Source organism: Nonomuraea sp. NPDC050478 (assembly GCF_044458265.1).
Lineage (GTDB): Bacteria > Actinomycetota > Actinomycetes > Streptosporangiales > Streptosporangiaceae > Nonomuraea > Nonomuraea ferruginea.
The window spans coordinates 241,946-264,349 of the sequence record NZ_JBITHT010000002.1; the positions used below are offsets into that span (position 1 = coordinate 241,946).

At 69.6% G+C, this 22,404-nt stretch carries 13 protein-coding genes; 5 read left to right on the forward strand and 8 right to left on the reverse strand.

All coding sequences use genetic code 11. The features are described 5' to 3' along the window. The 3 genes from ACIBF7_RS09200 (at window position 1) to ACIBF7_RS09210 (ending at window position 6,213) form a co-directional block, all read left to right on the forward strand. The gene (locus ACIBF7_RS09200; protein WP_397196828.1) at window positions 1-3,501 is read left to right on the forward strand and encodes a S8 family serine peptidase; all 3,501 of its coding nucleotides are present in this window, start codon (window positions 1-3) and stop codon (window positions 3,499-3,501) included. 112 nt (window positions 3,502-3,613) lie between these two features. Further along, complete coding sequence (locus ACIBF7_RS09205; protein ID WP_397196829.1) at window positions 3,614-5,203, forward strand: CocE/NonD family hydrolase; 1,590 nt, start codon at window positions 3,614-3,616, stop codon at window positions 5,201-5,203. Next, window positions 5,185-6,213 carry a YafY family protein gene (locus ACIBF7_RS09210; RefSeq protein ID WP_271276556.1) on the forward strand — a complete coding sequence of 343 codons (1,029 nt, stop codon included), beginning with the start codon at window positions 5,185-5,187 and terminating at the stop codon, window positions 6,211-6,213. The genes ACIBF7_RS09205 and ACIBF7_RS09210 overlap by 19 nt, the downstream gene beginning before the upstream one ends. On the opposite strand, the gene ACIBF7_RS09215 is transcribed toward ACIBF7_RS09210, so the two are convergent. Beyond that, on the reverse strand, window positions 6,204-7,094 hold the full coding sequence (locus ACIBF7_RS09215) for an SDR family oxidoreductase (protein ID WP_219544392.1): 891 nt from the start codon (window positions 7,092-7,094) through the stop codon (window positions 6,204-6,206). The genes ACIBF7_RS09210 and ACIBF7_RS09215 overlap by 10 nt on opposite strands. Window positions 7,095-7,155: 61 nt before the next feature. On the opposite strand from ACIBF7_RS09215, the gene ACIBF7_RS09220 reads away from it, so the two are divergent. Then, on the forward strand, window positions 7,156-9,231 hold the full coding sequence (locus tag ACIBF7_RS09220) for an alpha-glucuronidase (RefSeq protein WP_397196830.1): 2,076 nt from the start codon (window positions 7,156-7,158) through the stop codon (window positions 9,229-9,231). Here the strand turns inward: ACIBF7_RS09220 and ACIBF7_RS09225 are convergent. From ACIBF7_RS09225 to ACIBF7_RS09250, 6 genes are all read right to left on the reverse strand, one after another. After that, window positions 9,225-9,917 (reverse strand): hypothetical protein, encoded by a 693-nt coding sequence (locus ACIBF7_RS09225; RefSeq protein WP_271276553.1) that lies wholly within the window; start codon window positions 9,915-9,917, stop codon window positions 9,225-9,227. The genes ACIBF7_RS09220 and ACIBF7_RS09225 overlap by 7 nt on opposite strands. A gap of 4 nt (window positions 9,918-9,921) precedes the next feature. Further along, window positions 9,922-11,559: an extracellular solute-binding protein gene (locus ACIBF7_RS09230; RefSeq protein WP_271276552.1), complete on the reverse strand. Its 1,638-nt coding sequence runs from the start codon at window positions 11,557-11,559 to the stop codon at window positions 9,922-9,924. A gap of 36 nt (window positions 11,560-11,595) precedes the next feature. Further along, on the reverse strand, window positions 11,596-12,474 hold the full coding sequence (locus ACIBF7_RS09235) for a carbohydrate ABC transporter permease (protein ID WP_148031990.1): 879 nt from the start codon (window positions 12,472-12,474) through the stop codon (window positions 11,596-11,598). Beyond that, a complete protein-coding gene (locus tag ACIBF7_RS09240) occupies window positions 12,468-13,454 on the reverse strand; it encodes an ABC transporter permease (protein ID WP_397196831.1) in 987 nt (328 codons plus the stop codon). Before ACIBF7_RS09240 ends, ACIBF7_RS09235 begins: the two co-directional genes overlap by 7 nt. Further along, window positions 13,454-16,069, reverse strand: coding sequence for a glycoside hydrolase family 3 N-terminal domain-containing protein (locus ACIBF7_RS09245; protein WP_397196833.1), 2,616 nt, complete (start codon window positions 16,067-16,069; stop codon window positions 13,454-13,456). The genes ACIBF7_RS09240 and ACIBF7_RS09245 overlap by 1 nt, the downstream gene beginning before the upstream one ends. A gap of 247 nt (window positions 16,070-16,316) precedes the next feature. After that, entirely contained in the window at window positions 16,317-17,324 is a 1,008-nt protein-coding gene (locus ACIBF7_RS09250; protein WP_397196834.1) for a LacI family DNA-binding transcriptional regulator, read from the reverse strand. 159 nt (window positions 17,325-17,483) lie between these two features. Here ACIBF7_RS09250 and ACIBF7_RS09255 point away from each other — a divergent pair, with 159 nt between their 5' ends. After that, entirely contained in the window at window positions 17,484-19,478 is a 1,995-nt protein-coding gene (locus tag ACIBF7_RS09255; protein WP_397196835.1) for a beta-galactosidase, read from the forward strand. 30 nt (window positions 19,479-19,508) lie between these two features. Here the strand turns inward: ACIBF7_RS09255 and ACIBF7_RS09260 are convergent, their stop codons facing one another. Continuing rightward, window positions 19,509-21,353 (reverse strand): hypothetical protein, encoded by a 1,845-nt coding sequence (locus ACIBF7_RS09260; RefSeq protein ID WP_397196836.1) that lies wholly within the window; start codon window positions 21,351-21,353, stop codon window positions 19,509-19,511. Window positions 21,354-22,404: the final 1,051 nt, after the last annotated feature.

The following is a 22,404-nucleotide window of genomic DNA, read 5'->3' on the forward strand; positions in this document are numbered from 1 at the left end:
GTGCCCAACACCCCCCGCTGGCGCGCGCTCCTGACAGGAGCCGTCGCCGCATTAGCCATGATCGTCCCGAACGGAGTGGCCCAAGCGGCGCCCCCTCCGGACAAAATCAACAAGTCGGTCCAGGCTCAGCTGGACAGCGAGGACAAGGCCACCTTCTGGGTGCGGATGAAGGACGACGCCGACCTGAGCGGCGCCCGCCGGGCCACCGGCAAGCAGGACAAGGCCGAGCGGGTCTACGAGGCCAAGACCGAGAAGGCCGACGCCTCGCAGGCCGGTCTGCGCAAGCTGCTGGACCAGCACCGCGCCGAGTACACCCCGTTCTGGATCGTCAACGCCGTCAAGGTGACGGCCGGCTCGAAGCTGGCGGCGGAGATCGCCGGGCTGCCCGAGGTGGAGCGGATCGAGCCGGTCCGCACGCTGACGCTGCCCAAGCCGGAGCCGGCCAAGGCCGAGGCGCGGGTGAACGCGGTCGAGTGGAACATCGACCGGGTCAACGCCCCGCGCGTGTGGGAGGAGCTGGGCAACCGCGGCGAGGGCATCGTGGTGGCCAACATCGACACCGGCGTCCAGTTCGACCACCCCGACCTGCGGGACGCGTACCGGGGCAGGAACCCGGACGGCACGGTCACCCACGACTACAACTGGTTCGACCCCGCGGGGGTCTGCCCGACGGCGGTGCCGTGCGACAACAACGGCCACGGCACCCACACGATGGGCACCATGGTCGGCGCGAACGGCATCGGCATGGCCCCGGGCGCGCGCTGGATCGCGGCCAAGGGCTGTGAGGTCAACACCTGCACCGACGCCTCGCTGCTGGCCTCCGGCCAGTGGGTGCTGGCGCCGACCGACGCGAACGGCGAGAACCCGCGCCCCGACCTGGCCCCCGACATCGTCAACAACTCCTGGGGCGGCGACGGCTTCGACCCCTGGTATAAGGAGACGGTCGAGGCGTGGATCGCGGCGGGCATCTTCCCGGCGTTCTCCAACGGCAACGAGGGCCCGTCCTGCCAGAGCAGCGGCTCGCCCGGCCAGTACGAGATCAGCTACAGCGCCGGCGGGTTCGACGTGAACAACGCGCTGTACGTGAACTCCAGCAAGGGCGCGGGCGAGAACGGCGAGATCAAGCCGAACATCGCCGCCCCGGCCGTGAGCGTGCGCTCCTCGGTGCCCGGCGGCTACGCGGCCGGCACCGGCACCTCGATGGCCTCGCCGCACGTGGCGGCCACGGTCGCGCTCATGTGGTCGGCCTCGCCGGGGCTGCACGGCGACATCGCCGCCACCCGGCCGCTGCTCGACAGCACGGCCGTGGACGTCGCCGACACCAGCTGCGGCGGCACGGCCGCCGACAACAACGTGTGGGGCGAGGGCCGGCTCGACGCCTACGCCGCGGTGCGGGCCACGCCTCAGGACAGCCTCGGCGGGCTGACCGGCGCGGTCACCGCGGGCGGGCAGCCGGTGGCCGGCGTGACGGTCACGATCGACGGCCCGACCGACCGCACGCTGGTGACGGGCGACGACGGCGCGTTCTCGTTCGTCCGCCTGCTGCCCGGCGAGTACCAGGTGACGGCCGCGAAGTTCGGCTACGAGAGCGGCACCGCGACCGCGACCGTCACCGGCGACCAGACCACCACCGTGGACCTGACCATGACCGCGGTCGCGGCGGGCACGGTGTCCGGCACGGTCACGACCGCGGGCGCGCCGGAGCCGGACGCCCGGGTGACGGCCTCGGGCACGCCGCTCAGCGCGGTGACCGACGCCTCCGGCCGGTACGAGCTGACGCTGCCGCGCGGCGAGTACGAACTGGTCGTCACCCCGGTGTCGCGCTGCTCCGCGGGCGCCACCGTGTCCGTGACGGTCGACGGCGACGTGACCAGGGACGTCGAGCTGCCGCTGCGCGGTGACAACTTCGGCTACACCTGCCGCGCGGGCGCCGAGCCGTACGTCGCGGGCACCGAGAAGCTGGCGCTGACCGGCGACGACGAGGCGGTCCAGGTGACGCTGCCGTTCCCCGTCCCGTTCTACGGCACCGGCCAGAGCCGGGCCTGGGTCGTCACCAACGGGTTCCTCACCTTCGCCGAGGCCCGGCTGACCACGCCGAGCAACAGCCGCCTGCCGAGCACGGGCACCCCGAACAACGCCGTCTACCCGCTCTGGGACGACTTCATCGTGGACGCGGAGAGCGGCGTGTACACGGGCGTGGTCGGGACGGCTCCGCACAGGCGGTTCGTGGTGGAGTGGCGCGACGTGAAGTTCTACGCCGACCAGAACCTGCGCGTGTCGTTCGCGGCCCTGCTGGGCGAGGACGGCTCGATCGGCTTCCGCTACAAGGACATGGAGACCGATCGGGAGCGGGGCGCGTTCGGCACCGTCGGCGTGGAGAACGCCGCCGGCGACGACGCGCTGCTCTACCTGTACGAGGAGCCCGCCCTGGCCGCCGGCCAGAGCGTGACCATCACGGCGAGCAGGCACGGCCTGGTGACCGGCGTGGTGTCCGACGCCAACGACGGCGACCCGCTGCCCGGCGCGACGGTGCGGATCGGGGACGTGGCGACGTTCACCACCGGCGCCGACGGCTCCTTCTACGGCCAGGTGCTGGCCGGCGACTACGACGTGGAGGTGTCCAAGGAGCACTACGGCACGTTCACCCGGGCCGTGACGGTGGCCCCGGCCACGGTGCAGCGGATCGACACGGCGCTGGTGACCGGGCGGGTGGCCGCCTCGGCCGCCGAGCTGACCGTGGTGATGCCGCAGGGCCAGAGCAGGACGCGGACGATGGAGCTGACGAACCTCGGCTCGCCGACCCCGTACACGATCACCACGGATCCGGCGGGCGGCTGGCTCGGCGTCACCCCGGCCTCGGGCACCCTGGCCACGGGCCAGAAGGCGACGCTCAGGGTGACGGTGTCGAGCGACGGCGTGCAGCCGGGCTCGACCCGGGCCGGGAAGCTCCTGGTCAGGTCGGCCAGCGGGCGGCAGCCGGTGATCGAGATCACGGTGACCGTCGTGGTGCCGAGGCACCAGGTGGCGGTGGACGTGGGCGCCACCCGGGGGTCCACGGACGCCGCCGGTGACGCCTGGACGCCGGACCGGCGCTACAGCGCGGGCTCGCACGGCTACGTCGCCACCTCCTCCGCCACCCGCAGCACGAACAAGACGATCAAGGGCACCGAGGACCAGGCGCTGTTCAGGACCGCCCGCGAGCGGATGCTGGAGTACCGCTTCGACGCCGTGCCCAACGGCGTCTACACGGTCGAGCTGGACTTCGCCGAGATCCGGAACATGGCCATGGGGCGGCGGGTGTTCGACGTGCTGGTCGAGGGCCAGCTCGCCATCCCGGCCCTGGACCTGGCCCTGGAGGCGGGCACGTACACGGCGGTGAGCAGGCAGTACACGGTGCGGGTCACCGACGGCCAGCTCAACGTCAGGTTCGCGGCCCGTGACGGGGCGACGATCGTCAACGCGATCCGCGTCTCGGAGCGGCCGGACAAGACCGCGCCGTAGCGGCCGCGGGGGGGCGGCGCCCGCCGCCGCCCCCGCGCACCCCGGTCCGTCCGGCCGGATCGGCCGGGCTCCGGGCTACCGCCTGCGCGGCCACGTATGTTACTGGTAGGTAATGCGACGCGTACGTGTCCACCGTGACATCCCCGTGCGGATGCCCGACGGCGTCACCCTGCTGGCCGACCGCTACGTCCCCGCCGGGGCGGAGCGGGCTCCGGTCGTCCTCATCCGCTCCCCGTACGGCCGCCGCGGCCTGTTCGGGCTGCTGTACGGGCGCGGGTTCGCCTGGCACGGCTTCCAGGTGGTGATGCAGAGCTGCCGGGGCGGCTTCGGCTCCGGCGGCGATCTCGACCCGCTCGGCCACGAGCACGACGACGGCCTGGCGACGATCGCGTGGATGCGCGAGCAGCCCTGGTACGGGGGCTCGTTCGCCATGTTCGGCCCCTCCTACCTGGGGTTCACCCAGTGGGCCGTGGCCCCGTACGCCGGCCCTGACCTGAAGGCGATGGCCACCCAGATCACCGCCTCCCAGTTCAGGGACGCCGCGTACGTGGGCGGCGCGTTCGCTCTGGAGTCGGCGCTGAGCTGGACCACGCTCACCGAGCACATGGGCCGCCGCTTCGGCGGCGCGGCCGGGCTGACCGCGCCGCGGGTGACGCGGCGGGCCGTGCTGTCGGGGCGGCCGGTGGGCGAGCTGGACCTGGCGTCGGCGGGCCGGCCGCTCCCCTTCTACCGCGACCTGCTGGCGCACCACGCCGACCCGGCGCCGTACTGGACCCGGCGCGACCACTCCCCCACGGTCGGCGAGGTGGACGCGGCGGTCACCATGCTCGGCGGCTGGTACGACGTGTTCCTGCCGTGGCAGCTCAAGGACTACGCGGCGATGCGGGCGGCGGGCCGGCGGCCGTACCTGACGATCGGCCCCTGGTACCACATCGACGCCCGCAACCTGGGCCCGTCGATGGCCGAGTCGCTCGCCTGGTTCCGCGCCCACCTGCTGGGCGACGTCTCCGGGCTGCGCGACCAGCCGGTGCGGCTGTACGTGACGGGGGCCGAGGAGTGGCGCGAGTACCCGGACTGGCCGGTGCCCGGCCTGCGGCGGCGGCGCTGGCACCTGCAGCACGGCTTCGGGCTGGGCACGGACGGGCCGCTGGAGTCGGAGCCGGACCGGTTCCGCTACCACCCGGACCATCCGACGCCGGTGATCGGCGGCCCGGTGCTGCTGGCCGACTCCCGGCCGCGCGACCAGCGCCGCCTGGAGGCCCGGCGCGACGTGCTCGTCTACAGCTCACCCCCGCTGGAGTCCGACCTGGAGATGATCGGCCCGGTCAGCGCGGAACTGTACGTCCGCTCCAGCACCCCGTACGCGGACGTGGTCGTCCGCGTGTGCGACGTGCACCCGGACGGGCGGTCGATGAACGTGTGCGAGGGCGTGCGCCGCCTGGGCCCGCTGGACGCCGATACGCTGGGGGACGTGCGCAGGGTACGGGTGGAGCTGTGGCCGATCGGCCACCGGTTCAGGCGGGGCCACCGCGTCCGCGTGCACGTCGCCGCGGGCGCCTACCCGACGATCGCCCGCAACCCCGGCACCGGCGATCCGCTCACCCATTCCGGCGGGCCGATGGTGCCGAGCGACGTCGAGGTCTTCCACTCCCCCGATCACCCGTCCGCCGTGATCATGCCGCTGTGCGCGCCGCCCGGCTGATGTCGCTCGTGCTGCTGCTGCAGGGCCGCGGCGGCATGACGGCGGCGGAGCTGGCCCGCGAGCTGGAGGTGTCGGAGCGCACCGTCCACCGCGACGTGCTGGCGCTGTCCTCGGCCGGCATCCCTGTCTACGCCGACCGGGGGCGCGGCGGCGGCTACCGGCTGCTGGAGGGATACCGGACCCGGCTGACCGGGCTGGACCGGGCGGAGGCCGAGGCGCTGTTCCTGTCCGGCGTCCCGGGCGCGCTGCGCGAGATGGGGCTGCAGGAGGTGGCGGCGACGGCCCGGCTGAAGGCCGCCGCCGCGCTCTCCCCCGGGCTGCGCGACGCCCCCGCGACGGCCGCGCAGCGCTTCCACCTGGACGCGCCCGGCTGGTTCGCGCACGACTCCCCACCGCCGCCCCAGCTCGCCCCGCTGGCCAGGGCGGTGTGGGGCGACCGGCGGGTCACCGCCGGGTACAAGGGACGCACGCGCACCCTGGAGCCATACGGGCTGGTGCTCAAGGCGGGCGCTTGGTACCTCGCGGCCCGATCCCCGTCCCCACCATCACCGAAACCAGGACCGGGACCGTCACCTGGGCCGGGGCCGTCATCGGCACAGCCGCAGGGGCAGTCGGCGGGGCAGGCGCGCTTCCTGTTGTTCCGGGTGGACCGGTTCGGTGAGATCACCGTGCGCGACGACGTGTTCGTCCGGGATCCGGGCTTCGACCTGGCCGCGTTCTGGACCGAGCAGTCGGCCGCGTTCGGCCACTCGCTGCTGCGGACCTCGATCACGCTGCGGCTCACCGAAGCCGGGCTGCGGATGCTGCGGCACGTCGCCGACCCGGCGGCGCTGCCGGACGCGGTGGCCTCACTTCAGCCCGACGGTACGGTGCGGCTCCGGGTGGAGTCGATCGAGATCGCGTACTCGCAGGTGCTGCGTTTCGGGCCGGAGGCGGAGGTGCTGGAGCCGGCGGAACTACGGTCGATGGTCGCGGAGGCCGCCGCCCGCATGACGGCGCTCTACCGGTAGTCGTCCGGGTTCGGCTGCTTGCCGCCGTCGGTGTCGGCGATGAACCGCCACACGTCGGGGCGGCTGCCGTCCACGTCGGTGAAGCCGTACTCCTTGGCCAGCGTGCCGCTGTCGACGGACTTGCCGGACCAGCGCGCCCGGTCGGGGTCGGTGGCCAGGGCGGCGACGGCGCGGCCCGCGTACGCCGGGGTCTCCGAGACCGCGAACGACGGCTCCCGCTCGGCCCCGTCGCGCCAGTTCTCCTCGGTGACGCCGAAGTTCTCCAGCATCGCCTCCGAACGCAGGAACCCCGGCGTGAGCGCCACCGCCGTGCCGCCGTGCGGGCGCAGCTCGTGCGCCTGGCTGAAGGCGAGCCGGTTCACCGACATCTTGACCAGGTCGTAGTAGAGGTTCTCCCGGTAGCGGGGGGCGTTGAAGTCCCACGTGCCGTCGGTGACCTCGACGACCAGGCCGCCCCTGTTCCTGATCAGCAGCGGCAGCGCGTGGTGGCTGGTGATGAGGTGGGTGTGCACGCCCAGGCTGAGCATCCTCAGCCCCTTCTCCAGGTCCTGCTCCCAGACCGGGGTGTTCCAGCTCCAGAGCTTGTCGCCGCCCCAGACGTCGTTCACCAGCACGTCGAGCCGGCCCTGCTCGCGGTCGATCCGCTCGACCAGGGCCTTGACCTGGGCCGGATCAAGATGGTCCACCCGCACGGGGATGCCGGTGCCGCCGGCCTTCGTCACCAGTTCCGCCGTCTCCTCGATCGTCTCGGGCCGGTCCATCTCCGAGCGCCGCTCCCGGGTCGTCCTGCCGGTGCAGTAAACCGTCGCGCCGGCGGCGCCGAGTTCGACGGCGATGCCACGTCCTGTTCCGCGGGTCGCGCCCGCCACCAAAGCAATCATGCGACCAGGTTTCCCGGAAAAGAGGACATCCACTGTCATGTTTTCTCGATAGATTCTTCTCATGACGGACGTCCATCCGGCCTGGTTGCCTCCCGAGGCGTTCCGGGCGATCGGATCCCGGCGGGTCCTCGTACGCGGGGACGGGCTGCTCGCCGGCACGGTCCGCGACGAGGTCGCGCGGGCCTGCGCCCGGTTCGGCGGGAGCCTGTGCGAGGACGGGGATGCCGACCTGGTGCTGGCCACGGCTGACCGCCTCCCGCACCGCGCGCTGGCGGTGCTGGCAGACGCGGAGGCCGCCCCCGGCCGGGCACCGCTCCCGGCGGGCGGCGCGCCCGGAGAGGACGGGGCGTTCCTGACCGGGCGCATGGTGATCGCTGGGCCGGGCGGGGACGAGGCGTTCCTGGTCGGGCGGCACGGCGGGGTGACGGTGGTGGCGGGCGGGGGGCCGGCCGGGCTGCTGTACGGGCTGTTCCATGTCGTCCGGCTGGGTGAGCGGGCGTTCGGCGCGGACTTCCCGGCCGAGCGTCATCGGCCCGCGATGCGGCGGCGGATGCTCGACCACTGGGACAACGTGGACGTGCATCCCGTGATGGGGCAGGTCGAGCGCGGGTACGCGGGCGGTTCGATCTTCTGGGCGGACGGCGGCCCGCGCGGCGACCTGGACCGGGTGCGCGCCTACGGGCGGCTGCTGGCCGCCGCCGGCGTCAACGCGATCGCGGTGAACAACGTCAACGTGCACGCCACCGAGGCGCGGCTGCTCACCGACCGGCTCGGCGACGTGGCCGCCCTCGCCGGCGCGCTGCGCCCGTACGGGATCAGGGTCCATCTGTCGGTCACCTTCGCCGCGCCCGTCGTCCTCGGCGGGCTGTCCACCGCCGACCCGCTGGACGAGGACGTGCGGGCCTGGTGGGCGCGGGCGACCGCGCGGGTGTACGAGGCGATCCCGGATTTCGGCGGTTACCTGGTCAAGGCAGACTCTGAGGGGCAGCCGGGGCCGTTCGCCTACGGACGCAGCCACGCCGACGGGGCCAACCTGCTGGCCGGCGCGCTCGCCCCGTACGGCGGGGTGGTGCACTGGCGGGCCTTCGTCTACGACCACCGGCAGGACTGGCGCGACCGTTCCACCGACCGGGCGCGGGCCGCCTACGACCACTTCGCGCCGCTCGACGGGGAGTTCGCCGGGAACGCGATCCTCCAGGTCAAGCACGGGCCGATCGACTTCCAGGTGCGCGAGCCGGTCTCGCCGGTGATCGCCGCGATGCCGCGCACCCGGCTGGCGGTGGAGCTGCAGGTGACGCAGGAGTACACCGGGCAGCAGCGGCACGTCTGCTACCTGGCGCCGATGTGGCGCGAGGTGCTCGGCTTCGAGCCGTGGGGTCCCGGCGGCCGGACGGTGGCCGGCGTCGCCGGCGAGCTGGTGGCGGTCTCGAACGCCGGCGACGACCCGTACTGGACCGGGCATCCGCTCGCGCAGGCCAACCTGTACGCGTTCGGGCGGCTGGCCTGGGACCCGGGGCTCGGACCTGCGGAGATCCTCGACGAGTGGATCGGCCTGACCTTCCCGGACACGGCCGACCGCCTGCGGGAGCCGCTGCACGCGATCATGGACGGTTCGTGGGAGACGTACGAGCGCTACACGGCGCCGCTCGGCGTCGGCTTCATGGTCCGGCCCGGTCACCACTACGGCCCCGACGTGGACGGCTACGAGTACACGCCGTGGGGCACGTACCACTTCGCCGACCGCGACGGGGTCGGCGTGGACCGGACGCGCGCCACCGGCACGGGCTGCACCGGCCAGTACCCGGAGCCGTGGTCGGAGGTGTACGAGTCGGCGGAGCGGTGCCCGGACGAGCTGCTGCTCTTCTTCCACCACGTCCCGTACGGTCACGTACTGCACAGCGGGAAGACGGTCATCCAGCACATCTACGACACCCACTTCGCCGGCGCGGAGGAGGTCGCGGAGCTGCGGCCCGTCTGGGACGGGCTGGTCGGGCTGGTGGACCCGGCGCTGCACGCCCGGGTGCGTGAGCTGCTGGACGAGCAGCTCCGTTCCGCCCGGGAGTGGCGCGACCAGATCAACACGTACTTCTTCCGCAAGTCGGGCGTGCCCGACGCGCACGGCCGCCGCATTCACTGACCGGACACGAAGCGCTCGCGGATCTCGGCGATCATCGGCCGGCTGTTGCGCAGCAGCCCCGCCGCGAACGCGGACGCCAGCGCCAGCGGCGCCAGCTCGGTGGCCAGCAGGGTGAGCCCGCCCGCCACGACCAGCAGGCACGCGTTGCCCAGCGTGGCACCCGGGCACCGGGCCAGGAAGTACGAGGCCAGCCGGGCGACGTCCACAGCCCTGAACCGGAACAGCGACGCGATCACCAGCGCGTTGGCGGCCCACAGCGCGGCCGCCACCGCGACGGCGACCAGCAGGGCCGCCCACCAACCCGGCACCCCGGCGGCGGCGAAGTGCGCCAGGTTGACCCCGACCACGGTCATGCCGGCCAGCCACGGCGCCCAGACCTTCAGCACGTCGGCGGCGTTGGCCCGGTAACCGCGCAGGAACGCGGCCGCCGGTGACAGGTCCGCCAGGCCGGCGCCGCGGTGGCGCAGCGCGTACAGCGCGGCCGACAGCGCCGGGCCGGCCGGCAGCGCGCAGAGCGCGTACAGCGGCAGGTTGCTCGCGTCGCGGTCGAGCAGCACCAGCCCGGCCAGGCCCGGCGCGGTGGCGGCCAGCAGCAGCAGCTCGACGACCAGCATCGTGTAGATCAGGGCGGCGGCGCGCGAGAGCGGCCCTTCTCCGAACCGCCGCCCGGCGGTCACCTCGCCCATCGGCTCAGCCGTGCTCCTTCTTGAACCGGTCCGCGGCGGCGTTGACCAGGTCGATGTAGGTGGTCATGTTCTTGGCTTCGAGCTCCTTGACGTAGGCGTCCCACTCGGCCAGGTCGCGCTCGCCGAGGATGAACTTGAGCGTGTTCTGGGTGACGTGGTCCTTCAGCGGCGTCTCCCAGAGGGTCGACCGCTCGCGCTCCTCGTCGGTGAACGGGTGCGGCGGGTCCACCGGCCACTGCTTCCTGGCGTTCATCACGTTCTGGAACTCCAGCTCCTCCTCGGAGAAGGTGGACTGCAGCAGCTTGGTGGTGCCGCCGTAGGCGAACACGCCGTTGCCGAAGCCGAAGTCCTTCTGCAGGTGCTTGGAGGCGCCCGGGTTGAGGCCGACCATGTCGATGTCGTCGGCGAGCTTGTAGGCGCCGGCGGAGTCCTTGGTGTACGTGGTGCCCTCGACGCCCCACTTGGCGAACTCCTGGCCCTCGTCGGAGTACCACAGCCAGTCGATGAACTGCATCATGGCCACGAAGTTCGGATTGTCCTTGGCCTTGCTGGAGATCATGATGCCGTTCTCCAGCCGGGTGCCGATCTTGTAGTCGCCGACCGGGCCCATGGGCACCGGGATCTTGGCGACCTTGGCCCCCTCGACCGTCTTCTCCAGCGGCCCGCGGTAGTCGTTGATCAGGCTCTGCGCGTTGGTGCTGATGACGAAGGACTTGCCGGAGGTGAACTTCTGCTTGGCCTGCTCGTCCTGCTGGGTGAAGCTCTCCGGGTCGATCAGCTTCTCCTGCACCAGCTTGTGCAGGTACTCGATCATCTGCTTGTACTGCGGCATGGCGCCGGTGAAGGCGAACTTGCCGGCGGCGGGGTCCCAGGTCGCGTGCAGGTACTCCCAGCCGCCCCTGGTGCCGTACGCCTGGGCGACGAGCTTGAACAGGTTGCCGCCCGGGGTGGGGTCGCCCCACCGGTCGGTCATCGGGTACTGGTCGGGGTACTCCTCCTTCATCGCCTTCAGCACCGTGTAGAGGTCGTCCCAGGTGGCCGGGACCTCCAAGCCGAGCTTCTCCAGGATGTCGGTCCTGACGGCCAGCGTGTAGTCCACCCAGACGCTCTCGTGCATGCCGGGCAGCAGGTAGAAGCGGCCGTCGGCCTGCCTGCGCGTGTTCAGCTCCGGTTCCATCCGCCACCTGGCGACCTTGTCCTTGAAGTGCGGCATCAGGTCGAGGTAGTCGCTGACCGGCAGGATGGCGCCGGAGGAGACGAAGGTGTCCTCCTGCCCGGGGTAGGTCTTCGGGATGATGAGCGGGGCCTGGCCGGATCCCACGAGCAGGCCGCGCTTCTGCTCGTAGTCGCTGAGCGGCACCTCGACGGGCTTGAGCGTCACGTTCGTCCGCTTGGTGAGCTCTTCCCAGAACAGCCAGTCGTTCTTGTTGGGGTAGAACGAGTGGTTGTTGTAGAGCACGTCGAAGGAGATCGGCTCGGTGGCCTTGAACTGCTGGCCGACGCCGTAGTTCGCCATCGCGCCCGCCCTGTTCGCGGACGTGTCGGCGGCCTTCGGAGCCGTGCCGTCCTCGCCGCAGCCGGCGAGCACGAGCGTGAACGCGCCCAGTCCGATGATCGCCTGACGCCGTGAGATGTCGCGCATGGGGGGACTCCTTTGCCGTGGGGGTGGGGTTGCGGTCTATCCCTTGACCGCGCCGAGCATGACGCCGGAGACGAAGTACCTCTGGACGAAGGGGTAGACCGCCAGGATGGGCAGGACGGTGAGCATGATCGCCACCGACTGGATGTTCGACGCCGCCTGCGTCACGTCGCCGGCCGCGAGGCCGTAGGAATCCGAGGTGGTGGCCCCAGCGATGAGGTTGCGCAGGTAGATGGTGACCGGGAACAGCCGCTGCTCGTGCAGGTAGAGGAACGCGGTGAACCAGGAGTTCCAGAACGAGACCGCGTAGAAGAGCACCATCGTGGCGATGACCGCCTTCGACAGCGGCAGCACGATGCGCCACAGGATGCCGTAGGTGCCGAGGCCGTCGATCGCGGCGGCCTCCTCCAGTTCGGTCGGCAGGTTCTCGAAGAACGCCTTCATGACCAGGAGGTTGAAGACGCTGATGGCGTTGGGCAGGACGATGGCCCAGATGGAGTTCGTCAGCCCGAGGCTGTTGATCAGCACGTAGTTGGGGATCAGGCCGCCGGAGAAGATCATGGTGAAGACGGCGATCCAGATGAGGACCGTGCGGCCCTTGAGGTGCCTCTTCGACAGCACGTACGCGTAACACGTCGTCATCACCATGGCGATGGCCGTGGCGACGACGGTGTAGACCACCGTGTTGCGGTAGTTCGTCCAGAACATCGGGTCCGACATCAGGACTTCGTAGGTCGACAGGTTGAACCCGCGCGGGATCAGGTTGACCTGCCCGGTGACGATGTACCGTTCCTCGCTGAACGAGCGGGCGATGATGTTGACGAACGGATACAGGGTCACGACCACGACGCCGGTGAGGATCACCGCGTTGATCCACCGGAACACGCGGTAGCCGGGGCTGTCGTCCAGCTTCACCACAGGCTCGTCCCTACTGTGCGGCGGGAGATCACGTTGGCCGAGGTGATGAGCACGATCCCGATCAGCGCCTCGAACAGGCCGATCGCGGCGGCGTAGCTGAGGCTGCTGGACTCGACGCCCATGCGGTACAGGTACGTGGTGATCACGTCGGCGGTCGGATAGGTCAGCGGGTTGTACAGCAGCAGGACCTTCTCGAAGCCCACGGCCATGAACGTGCCGATGTTGAGGATCATCAGCGTCACGATCGTGGGGCGGATGCCGGGCAGGGTGACGTGCCAGATCTGCCGCCACCGGCCGGCGCCGTCGATCCGCGCCGCCTCGTACAGCTGGTCGTCGATGGTGGTCAGCGCGGCGAGGTAGAGGATCGTCCCCCAGCCGACCGTCTGCCACATCTCGGACGTGACGTAGATCGTCCGGAACCACTCCGGCTTCTGCAGGAACGGTACGGGCTCCTCGCCGGCCACCTTGAGCAGCTGGTTGATCGGGCCGTCGACGGCCGTCATCTGCATGACGATGCCGGCCACGATCACGATGGACAGGAAGTGCGGCAGGTAGGACACCGACTGCAGGAACCGCTTGAGCTTGCGGGTGCGGATCTCGTTCAGCAGCAGCGCCAGCACGATCGGCAGCGGGAAGCAGAACAGCAGCGTCAGGCCGCCGAGGACGAGCGTGTTGGTGAACACCGTCCAGAACGTCGGGTCGTCCAGGAACATGCGCACGTAGCGCAGGCCCACCCACTCCTCGCCGAAGAGGCTGCCGCCCGGCTCGAACTTGCGGAAGGCGATGACGTTGCCGATCATCGGCAGGTACCTGAAGACCAGGAAGAACGCCAGCGGCAGCAGCGCCAGCGTGTACAGCTGCCAGTCGCGGCGCAGCGCCCGCCGCCACGTGGTGCGCGGCGCCGCCGACGGCTTCCCCCTGTCCGGCCGGGCCCGGCGCGGCTCGCGCGTGTCCGGCGGGACCGTGTCGGTTGCGCTCATCAGACCTCCGGTGCTCCGTCCCGGCGGCCCACGCCGGTCATGCCGCGCTCGACGCGGACCGTGGGTTGCAGGCGCCGTTCGCGGGCGACCTCGCGTTCCTCGCCTGTCAGGCGTAACGGGAGCGCCGCCGCCACGTCCGCGCTGGAGCGGGACAGGCGCAGCTCGACGTCGCCGGGCTCGACGATCCGCCTGCCGCGCACGCCGGTGAACGAGGCGAGGTCGGCGTGGACGGTGAAGGTGACGCGGGCGGCCTCGCCGGGCTCCAGCGGCACGCGGGCGTACCCGATGAGGCGGACGACCGGGCGGGTGGTCTGGGCGACCGGGTCGTGCAGGTAGAGCTGGACGACCTCGGCGCCGGGCCGCTCCCCGGTGTTGCGGACGGTGACGGCCGCGACCGTCTCGCCGTCGACGGGCCACTCGCCACCGCTCTCGGCCCCGGTCCACTCGAAGGTCGTGTAGGTCAGGCCGTGCCCGAACGGGAACGCGGGTGTCGGGTCGACCGACGACACGTCCGTGCGCCGTCCCAGCGGCGGGGTCAGGTAGGTGGCCGGCAGCCCGCCCGCGTCGCGGGGGACGCTGACCGGCAGCCGCCCTGACGGATTCACCGCGCCGGTGAGCACCTCGCTGACGGCTCGACCGCCGAGCTGGCCCGGGAAGAAGCCGAACAGCACCGCCGCGGCCGCGTCCGTCTCCGGCCCGAGCGCGTACGGGCGACCGGCGAGCAGCACCAGCACCACCGGGGTGCCCGTGGCGAGCACGGCCCGCACCAGCTCCGCCTGCACGCCCGGCAGGCTCAGGTCGGTCGCGTCGCACCCCTCGCCGGAGGTGCCGCGCCCGAACAGCCCGGCCCGGTCGCCGACGGCGAGCACGCACACGTCGCTCTCCTCGGCGACGGCGACGGCCGCCGCGATGCCTGCGGTGTCCTCTCCCCTGACGTCACAGCCCGGCGCGTACGTGAGCCCGGGAATCCGTTTCGCCAGCTCCTCGCGCAGCGACGGGATCTCCAGCCCGAGCCCCTGCCCGGGATGGTGCGGACCCACGTGGTTGGGAAAGGCGTAGCAGCCGAGCATCGCCATCGGATCGTCGGCCACCGGCCCCACCAGAGCGACACGCCGGCCGGGAGCCAGCGGCAACACCCCGCCGTTCCTCACGAGCACGACGGACTCCCGAGCCAGCCGCAGAGCAAGCCCCCGAGACCCCTCGTCATCAAGCCTCAAACCACCACGACCCCCAACACCCTGCCCCTCCCCGCCATCACCCCCATGATCGGAAACCCTCTCGGCCACGCCGTCGTCCGCACGACCCGAAGCTTGCGCGGCCGTCCCGTAACCCCGGCGGCCAGAAACCCGCCCATCCCCGCCGCCACCCACGTGCCCGGAGACTGACGCGTCCGCCGAGCGGTCAGAGACCCGCCCGTCCGTGCCGTCGCCCACGCGGCCCGGAGCTTGCGCGTCCGTCCCGTAGCCCAGGGCTTGGGGGGCCGGGATCGGTTGCCAGTCCTCGTCGAGCAGGCCGAGTTCGGCCTTCTGGGTCAGGACGCGGCGGAGTGCGCGGTCGATCAGCGCCTCGCTGACCGTGCCGGACTTGACGGCCTCGACGAGCGGCCCGCCGTACGTGTCGACGGTGGGGAGTTCGACGTCGATCCCGGCGCGCAGCGCGAGCCCGGCCGCCTCCGCCCCGTCCCCGGCCACCCCGTGCAGGCTCTGCAGGAACCGGACGGCGAAGTAGTCGGCGACCACCGTGCCGGTGAAGCCCCACTCATCGCGCAGCAGCCCGGTGAGCAGGCTCTCGTCGGCAGCCACGGGCACGCCGTCGATCTCCGCGTACGAGTTCATGACCGACCGGGCGCCACCCAGGCGCAACGCCATCTCGAACGGCGGCAGCACGACGTCGGACAGTTCGCGCGGCCCCATGTGCGCGGGAGCGAGGTTGCGTCCCCCGCGGGAGGCCGCGTAGCCGGCGAAGTGCTTGAGGGTGGCGACGATCCCGGCGCCCTCCAGCCCGCGCACGTAGGCGGCGCCGATGCTGCCGACCAGGTAAGGGTCCTCGCCGATGGTCTCCTCGGTGCGCCCCCACCGGTAGTCGCGGGTCACGTCGAGGACCGGCGCGAGGCCCTGGTGCACGCCGGCCGCGCGCATGGAGCGGCCGATCCGCCCGGCCATCTCCTCGATGAGCCCCGGGTCGAAGGACGCGCCCCAGCTCAGCGGCGCCGGGTACACGGTCGCCCGCCAGGCGGAGAAGCCGGTCAGGCATTCCTCGTGCACCTGGGCCGGGATGCCGAACCGGTTGGCCGCCATGATCTCCCGCTGGGAGGCGTCCAGGGACCGGGCGCCCGCCGCCGGGTCGACCGGGGCGGTGCCGTACGGGCGAGTGAGCTGGCCCAGGCCGTGGCGGATGACCGTGGCCCAGTCGACGACGTTCATGTCGGCCTGGCGCGGGGCGACGCCGTCCCCCGATGGGTCGGCGCCGGCCCAGACGCCGACGAGCTGGGCGATCTTCTCTTCCAGCGTCATGAGCGGGACGAGGGCGTCGGCCCGCTCGGCGGGCGTCAGCCTCCGGTCCCGCCAGGGGGAGTTCGCGCCGGGCGTGGTGTCGGGGGGTGACTGGCCCGTCATGCCATCCTCTCGGCCGGGCGGCATACGGAAACCGTGATGCCGGACTTTGCCGAAAATTTTCGGAGACCCGTTAATATTTCGGCAACTTAGGGCGCGCGTCGAGAGGTGTCAAGAGGGGTGTCGGAGCCCGGCCGCACCAGGAGATGCGCACCTGCGGCAACGTCCAGAGCGGGGCGCGTTTGCCAGAAACTTTCAGAGGCCCGTGCGAGGGGTGACGCCCGCCCGCATGATGCCGCCGTACGACGAGTCAGCCGGCGGGAGAAGCGGTGCTGCTCCGGACGACGAGACTCGTGGCGAGCTCGATGCGGGTGCCGGTGGAGCGCGGGTGCGTGAGCTCCTCGTGGACCAGCCGGATCGCCTCGTTGGCCATCTCGTCGAGCGGCTGGCGCACGGTGGTGAGCGGGGGCGTCATCATCTCGCACGGCGGCGAGTCGTCGAAGCCGACGACGGACAGCTCGTGGGGCACGCGGATGCCGCGTTCGGCGGCGGCCTGGTAGACGCCGGCGGCCTGCGGGTCGGAGCCGGCGAAGACCGCTGTCGGCCGGTCGGGGCGGTCGAGCAGCTCGCCGCCGTGCAGCCGGCCGCCCGAGATCAGGAAGTCGCCGTAGCGGGTCAGGGCCGGGTCGGGGTCGATGCCGAACGTGCGGTGCGCGGCGAGGTAGCCCTCGTAGCGGTCGAGCGTGCACTGCTTGTCGAGCGGGCCGCCGATGAAGCCGATGCGCCGGTGGCCGAGCTCCAGCAGGTGGGTGGTCGCCTGGACGCCGCCGGCCCAGTTGGTCGCGCCGACGGCCGACAGCCCCAGCTCGCGCTGGCCGACGGGGTCGAGCAGGACCAGCGGGACGTGCAGCAGGTCCTTGATCGCCTCGATCTCCTCCTGGCCGGCCCGCGACAGCACCAGCACGATGCCGTCGGTGCCGCGCTTGCGCAGCATGCCGACCCAGCGCCGCCGGTCGAAGTCGGGGCGGTAGGAGGAGGTCACCACGAGCGAGAAGCCCCAGCGCGCGGCCGCCGCCTCGGCGCCCTCGATGAGGACGTGCGCCCAGGGCGAGCCGAGGCCGTTGATGAGCAGGTCGACGATGCCGGCCCGGGGTCCGCCCGGCGGGCGCGGCGGCTCGTAGCCGTGGGCCCTGGCCGCCTCCAGCACCCGGTCGCGGGTGGTCGGCGAGACGTGCTTGCGGCCGCTCAGGACCTTGGAGACCGTGGGCACGGAGACACCGGCGGTCGCGGCGATGTCGGCGAGCGTGGCGCGTTGCACGGAACCCCCTGGGAGCGCTCGCGGCGCTGTTGACAGCGCCGCGAAGCGGAGCCTACCGTAACGCAACAAGTGACGGCCAAGTTTCCGGCAACTCCTACCGAAACTTTCTGATGCCGTGCGGCATCGGCTGACTGCTGCTTGGGGAGCGCAATGTCTCGTATGGCCGCGTTCAGGAGCCGCGTCTGCGGTCTGGCGTACGGCGGTGACTACAACCCCGAGCAGTGGGACCCGGCCGTGTGGCGCGAGGACGTGCGGCTGATGCGCGAGGCCGGGGTCAACGTCGTCTCGCTCGGCGTCTTCGCCTGGGCCTCACTGGAACCCGAGCCGGGGACGTACGAGTTCGGCTGGCTCGACGAGGTCATGGACCTGCTGCACGGCAACGGCATCGCGGTCAACCTGGCCACTCCGACGGCCGCGCCACCGGTCTGGCTGACCCACCTGTACCCCGAGGTCTTCCCGATCATGGCGGACGGGGAGCCGTTCGGGTTCGGCAGCCGGCTGCACTACGACCCGTCCTCGCCGATCTACCGGCAGTACGCTGCGGCGATCACCACCAAGCTGGCCGAGCGGTATTCGTACCATCCGGCGCTGGCGATGTGGCATATCAGCAACGAGTACGGGCCGACCGCGTACAACTCGGCCAGTTCCGTGGCTTTCCGGGAGTGGCTGCGGCGGAGGTACCGCGATCTCGACGCGCTCAACGAGGCGTGGACCACCCGGTTCTGGGGGCAGGTCTACACGTCCTGGGAGCAGATCGAGGTGCCGAACATCCCGCGCTCGTGGTCGAACCCGGCGCGGCGGCTCGACTTCAAGCGCTTCACCTCGGACGCGCTGCTGGAGTGTTTCGTCGCCGAGCGGGACATCGTCCGGTCGTTCCGGGATGACATTCCGATCATGACAAACTTTATGCGCTTTTATCGCCATGCCGACTACTGGCGCTGGGCGCCGGAGGAGGACGCGGTCGCCCTCGACATCTACCCCGACCCGGCGGACCCGACGTCGCACATCTCGGCCGCCTTCCAGTACGACCTGTTCCGGTCCTTGAAGGGCGGTCAGCCGTGGATGCTGATGGAGCAGGCGGCCTCGGCGGTGAGTCAGTGGAAGCTGAATGTCGTCAAGGAGCCGGGGCGGATGCGGCTCGGGTCGCTGCAGGCGCTGTCGCGGGGGGCGGACTCGGTGATGTTCTTCCAGTGGCGGGCCAGCCGGGGCGGCCAGGAGCGTTTCCACTCGGCGATGCTCCCTCACTCCGGGCCGTCGTCCCGCACCTTCCGCGAGGTGACGGACCTGGGCCGGGAACTCCGACTGCTGTCCGGGGTCGCCGGCACCTCGATGCGGGCCGACGTGGCGATGCTGTTCGACTGGAACGGGTGGTGGGGGTTGGAGGAGACGTACGGGCTGCCTCGGAACGACTTCAGCTATGCGGACACGGTGATGCGGCACTACACGCCGCTGTGGCGGGAGCATGTGCCCGTGGACGTGGTGTCTACCGGCGGCGATCTGTCCCCGTACAAGGTGTTGATCGTCCCGAACGCCTACCTGATTGATGATGTCGGGGTGGCGACCATCCACGCGTTCGCCCTCGCCGGGGGGACGGTCATCATGTCGTTCTTCTCCGGCGTCGTGGATTCTTGCAACCGCGTCCGGCCGGACGGGTATCCGGGCGCGTTCCGGGAGTTGGTCGGCGCCAGAATCGACGAATACTGGCCGGCTCGCCCATCCGAGACCTTCATCGTCGAGTTCACCGACGGTCGAACCACCACGGCGAGCTGGTGGCGTGAAGACCTCCACCTGGAAACCGGCAAGCCCCTGGCGGTCTACCACGACGGGCTCCTCGCCGGCCGCGCCGCCGTCGTCGAGAACGGATTCGGCTCGGGACGGCTGATCTACTTCGCCACGCTATTGGAGGAGTCAGCTTTCGGCGGAGTGCTGGTGGATACCGTACGAATGGCGGGTGTGAGGTCGCCATTCACCGAAGTTCCTTCGCACGTGGAATGCACGATCAGAGGGGACAAATACCTATTCCTGCTCAACCACAGCGCCAACTCAACCACCGTTCCGCTTCCTTTCTCCGGTACAGATCTCCAGACCGGAACCCAGGTGACAAAGGAGATCACCCTCGTTCCTCTGGGTTCAGCGGTCATCGAGCGTGCTTGAGCAAGGATTCCCCCTTCGGGATACCTGGCCTCACCTATAAGGTGTCTTGGGAGTCTTGTCACCTTGAACTGCTGAGAGAGCTGCCCGAGCAGCCTCTTGGTAGCACTCGTCTAACCACACGTCGCCAGCGGTTACCCGCGTCGGGCCGTGGGCGATCGAGTGCAGGGCGGGGATAGCCTCGGCGGCAGCTGCGCCGATCCATCCCAAGGTCTCGATCGCCTGCAATCCATCAGGTGGCATTCCAAACCACTCATCATCCAGCGGTCTTTTCTCGACGGCGGCAACTAGCGGTGGGATCAAACCTGCTGCGTTACCGGTGACAGCCCACAACGTCCGGGCGATGCCCACAGATCGATGATCGTCCGGTTCGATATCGTCGAGCAACGAACGTAGGTAGGGGGCGGCACTTGCGGCAGCGGGACCTAGCTGTGTGAGTAGAGGGGCTATGCGGCGGGTAGCATGGTGATCGCCCACAATGGCGTTGGTCCAGATTTCAACCGCCCTCCCAGGTTCACCAGTTATGCGCCACAACGCCCAAGCAGCCAATTCCTGTTCCTCGTCGTAATCGTGCCCATCTTCATCGAGCAAGGCCCGCACGAGTGGCTCGGCTTCCATGGCAGCTGGGCCAATCGCGCCTAGCACAGATAACGCCAGCCAAGCATGCTTGTGCATCCGAGCCGCGACGGCAGAGGCCAACGGAGCAGCCGCCTCCTTCCATGCGCACAAGCCCTGCATAAACCTGACCGTGTCCCATCTGGGGTTCCAGCCTGGGTCGTCGAGCTTACGCAGGACCGTCTCGACTACGGGGATCAAAGCGTCGCTATGAGCCGTCATACCGGGTAGTGCGTGTCCGAAATCGATGTGACCAACCAGCCCGCGGTGCTCGAGCATGGCGGAAGCTAGCCATGGAAGACAGCGGGCATCACCGATGCGTGCCAAAGCATTAACTGCCGGCGATGTCCCCGCTGGCCAGTAATAGTTGGGATCACCTGTCAAAAAGGTAGCGAGTAAGTCGGCGTGAGCAGCGACGGCATGTCCAGAAAGCCCAAGCACCTCGACAAACTGTTCCGTAGCATCGAGGTCCTCCTGGTTTGGCGCCACAATCACCATCGTTCGGACCTTGTTCGCGACGAGTGGAACGAGTTCAGCCGGAGCACTTCTCCATCGCTCCATCGCCTCCTGCGCCAGGAGCGCGCCCCACTGGTCCTCCCGCTGCCCCGAACGGGACAAAACTTCCCGTGCTAAGGCGCGACTCCAGCGCTCGGCTTGCTGGAAGCTCGTGCTGATAACGTTCAGCCCGTATCGGTACCAATGAATACGGTTGAAGGCTGAAGCTCGATCCAATAGAGCATCAGTGGCTGCTCGCACTGCAGGGAGGTCGGCCTCCGCTCGCCAGTCCGTTAGCGCTATCCCTACTGCAGCGGCAGCGCTCACATCAGGGTGGATCGCTTGATGGAACATGTTTGTGAACCAGCCGCGGTGCCCATCCGGTGAGAGCCGTGCGAGGGCGATAATACAGGCCGCTTCCGCATCTCTCGCACTGGTGTCACGGGCGTTACTATCGGCTGCGCCGCTTTCAACTCGGGCGCGTAATACCGGCACACTCGCCTCAGCGGCCTCTGGCAGCCATGCAAGCAACTGAGCCGTCGCAGCAGCGACCGAGTCGTCCTTATCGTAAAGAAGCCTGATCAGTCGATCGCTTTCGGCAACTATTTTAGCTCGTGCTACCGCAACATAATCTGGTTTCGACCTGCCTGCCTGCTCGCTGGAATAAGGGTAGGCCGACTCTCCTAACACGATCTCTATAAGAGTATTGACAATTAGCGTCCGATATACTAGTTCGGATATCGAAGTGAGCTCCAGCAGGTATGGCACGACACAAGGAGCGACCTCAGCGACCTTGCCTTCACCAGCGAGGAGTCGTCTGCGCAAAGCCCGGACATGCTTGTCACCCGACTGCCCCCTTGCAAGTTTACGCAGCAAATGTGGAATGGATTGAGATTTACCACTGGCACTTCTCAGCCGCCCCCAGGGTACTTCGTCAATTCCCGCAAACACATCATACTCCAAACTGCCGACATGGGGCCTTTGGCGTCTAGTGGGGCCAAACAATTGAGACAAGATTTCGGATAGCACTTATTGTACAGCACAGGCTATGCAGAGATGGCTTTTTTGAGAAGACGATGTAATGATAGGGACCATCACCATCAACACTATTGGCAGACATCCGGCTTCTTTGAGTCATTCATGTCGGGCTTCACTCGGTCGATCCATGTGTATATCTTTCGCTCGTATCGTCATCATGGATTCACGGCTTCGAAGCTCCTGAATGGCCCCGTCGGACCGCGTCGAGCGCCATACTCCGTTCGTGGTTAAGGTCGAATTCCCTCCGGGGAGTCAAGCGTCCGGGAACAGATGTCCAGGTTCCCGACCTGGCGGTGACGTGGCCCCGAGGTATCCCTGATCAGGCGGGTCAAGGTCGATGCGCCCACGCTGCTACTCATAGCAACGGCATAGAACTAGGTTTAGGAGCACTTGGACATAGATTGCACGAATGATACAACCGGTACGTCGAGAGATCAAGGAGATGGATCGTCCAGCAACATGACCTGACCACAAGCTGATTGCCTGCCAGCATTAGTCCGGGTAATCAGCACAAGATCAGTAGCAGGTTAGCGGTTCGGCAAGGTGAGGACTAAGGTCAACGACGGCTTGCACACATTCGCCGATGCCCAGACCTTCCTGGCCGGCCGTCCACGGCCGCATCTCCACCATCAGCAAGCAGGGACTGCGGCCCGCCCGTGCCATTTAGGACGCTCAACCCCTCACTTCCCGTCCCCGCGCTCCCACGATAACTTGAACAATCACCGGGGCCCTGGTGAAGAGACCGATCTGGAGGTTTCGATGGGGCGGCAGCCACACGGCA

Bases quoted from the DNA above. Each gene is read 5' to 3' on its own strand.
- ACIBF7_RS09205 (WP_397196829.1), top strand. From the start codon at position 3,614: ATGCGACGCGTACGTGTCCACCGTGACATCCCCGTGCGGATGCCCGAC.
- ACIBF7_RS09220 (WP_397196830.1), top strand. From the start codon at position 7,156: ATGACGGACGTCCATCCGGCCTGGTTGCCTCCCGAGGCGTTCCGGGCG.
- ACIBF7_RS09245 (WP_397196833.1), bottom strand. From the start codon at position 16,069: ATGACGGGCCAGTCACCCCCCGACACCACGCCCGGCGCGAACTCCCCC.
- ACIBF7_RS09225 (WP_271276553.1), bottom strand. From the start codon at position 9,917: ATGGGCGAGGTGACCGCCGGGCGGCGGTTCGGAGAAGGGCCGCTCTCG.
- ACIBF7_RS09240 (WP_397196831.1), bottom strand. From the start codon at position 13,454: ATGAGCGCAACCGACACGGTCCCGCCGGACACGCGCGAGCCGCGCCGG.
- ACIBF7_RS09230 (WP_271276552.1), bottom strand. From the start codon at position 11,559: ATGCGCGACATCTCACGGCGTCAGGCGATCATCGGACTGGGCGCGTTC.
- ACIBF7_RS09215 (WP_219544392.1), bottom strand. From the start codon at position 7,094: ATGATTGCTTTGGTGGCGGGCGCGACCCGCGGAACAGGACGTGGCATC.
- ACIBF7_RS09255 (WP_397196835.1), top strand. From the start codon at position 17,484: ATGGCCGCGTTCAGGAGCCGCGTCTGCGGTCTGGCGTACGGCGGTGAC.